Origin of the sequence: Streptomyces sp. NPDC101776, assembly GCF_044766845.1 — a bacterium.
Taxonomy (GTDB): domain Bacteria; phylum Actinomycetota; class Actinomycetes; order Streptomycetales; family Streptomycetaceae; genus Streptomyces.
In genome coordinates this window covers 165,826-169,719 of sequence record NZ_JBIWMV010000018.1, presented here as the reverse complement: position 1 = coordinate 169,719, position 3,894 = coordinate 165,826, and the positions used below count along the sequence as shown (strand labels likewise).

Below are 3,894 nucleotides of genomic sequence, written 5' to 3'. Positions count from 1 at the left end.
ACGCGGCACGCGGCACGCGGCACGCGGCACGCGGCACGCGGCACGCGGCACGCGGCACGCGGCACGCGGCACGCGGCACGCGGCACGCGGCACGCGGCACGCGGCAGAAGATAGCCCGCCACCGACATCCGTCCCCCACCACCCCTCCGACTCCCCTCGTCCGCCACCCGCCACCCGCCACCCGAGCCGATCAACTCCCCTTCCCCTCCCGCCCCTTCACCCCTCCACCGAGCCACCGAGCCACCGAGCCACCGAGCCACCGAGCCGATCAACCCCTTCTCACAGCACCCCCGCCCCCTCAAATCCCCCAAGCCCCACCCCAACCCCCAACCTGCTCACCCCCACCCCCCTCACCCCCGCTGCCCATACCCCCGCAACCGCTCCCCCGCCTCAGCCACCTGCTCCCCCGACAGCAACGTCGGCGACAACCCCGGCACCGACGACGCCGTCAGCCACAACCGGCACATCCACTCCAGCTGGGCCGTGCGGTCGAACGCCAGGTCCAGGGAGTCGCCGTAGGCGATCGTGCCGTGGTTCTGGAGGAGGCAGGCGGAGCGGTCGGCAAGGGCGTGGAGCATGTTCTCGGCCAACTCCTCGGTGCCGTACGTCGCATACGGGGCAACCCGGACCGGGCCGCCGAGCGCGCCGGACATGTAGTGGACCGAGGGGAGTTCGGGGACGAGGGTCGAGACGGCCGTCGCGTGGACGGCGTGGGTGTGGACGACGGCGTGGGCGCCTGTGGTGCGGTAGACGGCGAGGTGCATGGGCAGTTCGCTCGTCGGGAGCAGGGTGCCGAGCACCTGCCGGCCGTCGAGGTCGACACCGATCACGTCGGCGGGCGTCAGACGGTCGTAGGGGACACCCGACGGCGTGACCAGGACGGTGTCGCCGACACGCGCCGAGACGTTCCCGGAGGTGCCGACGACCAGGCCGTCGGCAACCGTCCGGCGCGCGGTCGCAACGAGCGCGCCCCACGCGTGCGCCTCCTCGGCCCGCACACTCCTCCCCCGCACATTCCTCCCCCGCCCCTCAGCCACAGTCCCCGCACCCTCCCGCCCGCCCCGCCCGTCCTGCCCAACCTGTCCGCCCCGCTGGTCCCGCCCGCCCCGCTCGACCTGCCCGTCCCGCCGTTGCTCAGCCATGCCGCGATCCTGTCAGCCAGTGCCCCAACGCACGTTCGGGCGAAGGCACTTTAGGCCGGAAGCCGCGCATCCGAAAGATGACATATGGGCGCCAACCGCCCACTCCGGCCGCCTGGCCGGGGACCGACCGGCATCGGCGGATCTTCCAATAACCACTGGGGGATTTGCCGTGCACGCCGCCATTCCCGGGGGAACCATGGCCCGCGACCGCAAACCGCACCTGCCCCGCACCCGCCTCATCGCGACCACCGTCGCCGCACTCACCATCACGGCAACCGCATCCGCATCGGCAACCACAACCGCACCCACCAAAGCGACCCCGACCCCCGCGACAAACCCCACAAACCCCATAAACCACGCAAACCCCACAAAGGGCCACGACGTCTCCTCCCACCAGAAGAACGTCAACTGGCCCAGCACAAAGGCAAAGGGCGCCACCTTCGTCTACATCAAGGCGACCGAGTCGACCACCTACCGCAACCCCTACTTCGGCCCGCAGTACGACGGCGCCCGCGCGTCCGGCATCATCCGCGGCGCCTACCACTTCGCCCTGCCGGACAGGTCGTCCGGCGCGGCCCAGGCCGCCTACTTCGTGGCGCACGGCGGCGACTGGAAGGCGGACGGCTGGACGCTGCCGCCCGCGCTGGACATCGAATACAACCCGTACGACAAGAAGCAGGGCTGCTACGGCCTGAGCAAGGCCGGGACGGTCAACTGGATCAAGGCCTTCAGCGCCGAGGTGAAGCGGGAGACCGGCCGCCGCCCGGTGATCTACACGACCACCCGGTGGTGGAACGAGTGCACGGGCGACAACACCACCCTGGCCTCGACACACGCGCTGTGGATCGCCCGCCACAAGGCGGCGGACGCGGGCACGCTGCCCGCCGGATGGTCGTACTGGACCTTCTGGCAGTACGACAACAGCGGGAGCCTGCCGGGTGACCAGAACCTCTTCAACGGGACGGTGGCCCAACTGCGGAAGTTCGCCCGGGATTACTAGGCGATCCAGACACCACAGAGACCCCCTCAGTTCATCTTCCGTTCATTCAGGTTTCCTACGGTCAACGCGCCAATGACTTCGAACGATTGCCTGGGTAAATGGAAAGCTTCTCGCTGATCCTCGCGATTGTGGTGATCACCGCACTCGCGTTCGATTTCACGAACGGTTTCCACGACACCGCCAACGCGATGGCCACCACCATCTCGACCGGCGCGCTCAAGCCCAAGGTCGCGGTGGCCATGTCGGCCACCCTCAACCTGGTGGGCGCCTTTCTCTCCGTGGAGGTCGCCAACACGATCTCCAAGGGGCTCGTCGATGAGAGCGGCATCCGTCCCGAGGTCATTTTCGCCGCCCTGGTCGGCGCGATCCTCTGGAACCTGGTGACCTGGCTCGTCGGCCTGCCGTCCAGTTCCTCGCACGCCCTGATGGGCGGTCTGATCGGCGCCACCATCGCCTCGGCCGGCACCGGCGCGGTGCACGGCGATGTCCTGGTCACCAAGGTGCTGCTGCCGGCGATCGCGGCCCCGATCGTCGCGGGCGTAGCGGCGCTGCTCGCCACCCGCTTCTCGTACGCCCTGAGCCGGAACGCCGACGGCAAGGCCGCCGACAAGGGCTTCCGCGTCGGCCAGATCGCCTCCGCCGGACTGGTCTCGTTGGCCCACGGCACGAACGACGCGCAGAAGACGATGGGCATCATCACGCTGGCCCTGATCGCCGGCGGCTCCATCGCCCCCGACTCGGACCCGCCCACCTGGGTCATCCTCTCCGCGGGCCTCGCCATCGCGATGGGCACGTACATCGGCGGCTGGCGCATCATCCGCACGATGGGCAAGGGCCTGACCGACCTCCGGCCGCAGCAGGGCTTCGCCGCCCAGACGAGCGCCGCCGCGGTCATCCTGGCCTCCTCGCACATCGGCTTCTCGCTCTCCACCACGCACGCCGTCTCCGGCTCGGTGATGGGCGCGGGCCTCGGCCGCAAGGGCGGTGTCGTCCGCTGGTCGACCGCCACCCGGATGTTCGTCGCCTGGGGTCTGACGCTGCCGGCCGCCGCGCTGGTCGGCGCGCTCGCCGAGTCCGTGACCGACCTCGGCGACTGGGGCACCGCACTGGTGGCCGTCTTCCTGGTCGCCTCCAGCACCGCCATCTGGCTGCTCTCCCGCCGCCAGGTCGTCGACGCCTCGAACGTCAACGAGTTCGACGAACCGGCCGGCGTGGTGACCACCGCGATCGCCGCCGTGACCCCGCCGCCCCCGTCGGTCGCCCTCGCCGAGGGTCTGACGGCGACGATCCCCTCCCCGGTCCCGGTCACGAAGGCCGACCCGGCCGCCACCGTCTGAGCCCGCGTCCCCGGTCACTCAAGGAAGCAGGAACATGAACATCGACTGGGCAGCCCTCGGCTCCGTCTTCGGCGTCAGCCTCGTGGCCACCGTGGCCCTCGTGGCCGTCTTCACCCTCGGCATCACCGCCCTCTCCCACCGCGAACGCGCCACCGCCCAGGGCGACTCGGCGACGCTCGCGCTCAGCGGCGCGTACGTGTGCTTCGCGGCGTGCGCGGCGGCTGTGGCGTACGGGATCTATCTCATCGTGGCCTGACCGGCTGCCAGTTGGACCCACGTGGGGTGGGGGGGGGGGGGCCCCCCCCCCCCCCCCCCCCCCCCGCCCCCCCCCCCCCCCCCCCCGGGGGGGGGGGCGCGCCCCCCCCCCCCCCCCCCCCACACCAGAGTTTGGCCCCCCCCAAACCAACGGGGGTTG

The 3,894-nt window shown here is 71.1% G+C and carries 4 protein-coding genes; 3 read left to right on the top strand and 1 reads right to left on the bottom strand.

Features of this window, described 5'->3' with window-relative positions; genetic code table 11:
- Window positions 1-350 precede the first annotated feature (350 nt).
- Entirely contained in the window at window positions 351-1,142 is a 792-nt protein-coding gene (locus ACIRRY_RS39330; RefSeq protein ID WP_403982881.1) for a class II aldolase/adducin family protein, read from the bottom strand.
- Window positions 1,143-1,338: 196 nt separating this feature from the next.
- Here ACIRRY_RS39330 and ACIRRY_RS39325 point away from each other — a divergent pair, with 196 nt between their 5' ends.
- The 3 genes from ACIRRY_RS39325 to ACIRRY_RS39315 all read left to right on the top strand — a co-directional run bounded on the left by ACIRRY_RS39325 (window position 1,339) and on the right by ACIRRY_RS39315 (window position 3,735).
- A complete protein-coding gene (locus ACIRRY_RS39325; RefSeq protein ID WP_403983042.1) occupies window positions 1,339-2,142 on the top strand; it encodes a lysozyme in 804 nt (267 codons plus the stop codon).
- Between the two features lie 98 nt (window positions 2,143-2,240).
- Window positions 2,241-3,479 carry an anion permease gene (locus tag ACIRRY_RS39320; RefSeq protein ID WP_403982879.1) on the top strand — a complete coding sequence of 413 codons (1,239 nt, stop codon included), beginning with the start codon at window positions 2,241-2,243 and terminating at the stop codon, window positions 3,477-3,479.
- A gap of 34 nt (window positions 3,480-3,513) precedes the next feature.
- Window positions 3,514-3,735, top strand: coding sequence for a hypothetical protein (locus tag ACIRRY_RS39315; RefSeq protein WP_403982877.1), 222 nt, complete (start codon window positions 3,514-3,516; stop codon window positions 3,733-3,735).
- Window positions 3,736-3,894 lie beyond the last annotated feature (159 nt).

Coding starts and splice junctions, on each gene's coding strand:
- ACIRRY_RS39320 (WP_403982879.1), top strand. CDS start 2,241: ATGGAAAGCTTCTCGCTGATCCTCGCGATTGTGGTGATCACCGCACTC.
- ACIRRY_RS39325 (WP_403983042.1), top strand. CDS start 1,339: ATGGCCCGCGACCGCAAACCGCACCTGCCCCGCACCCGCCTCATCGCG.
- ACIRRY_RS39330 (WP_403982881.1), bottom strand. CDS start 1,142: ATGGCTGAGCAACGGCGGGACGGGCAGGTCGAGCGGGGCGGGCGGGAC.
- ACIRRY_RS39315 (WP_403982877.1), top strand. CDS start 3,514: ATGAACATCGACTGGGCAGCCCTCGGCTCCGTCTTCGGCGTCAGCCTC.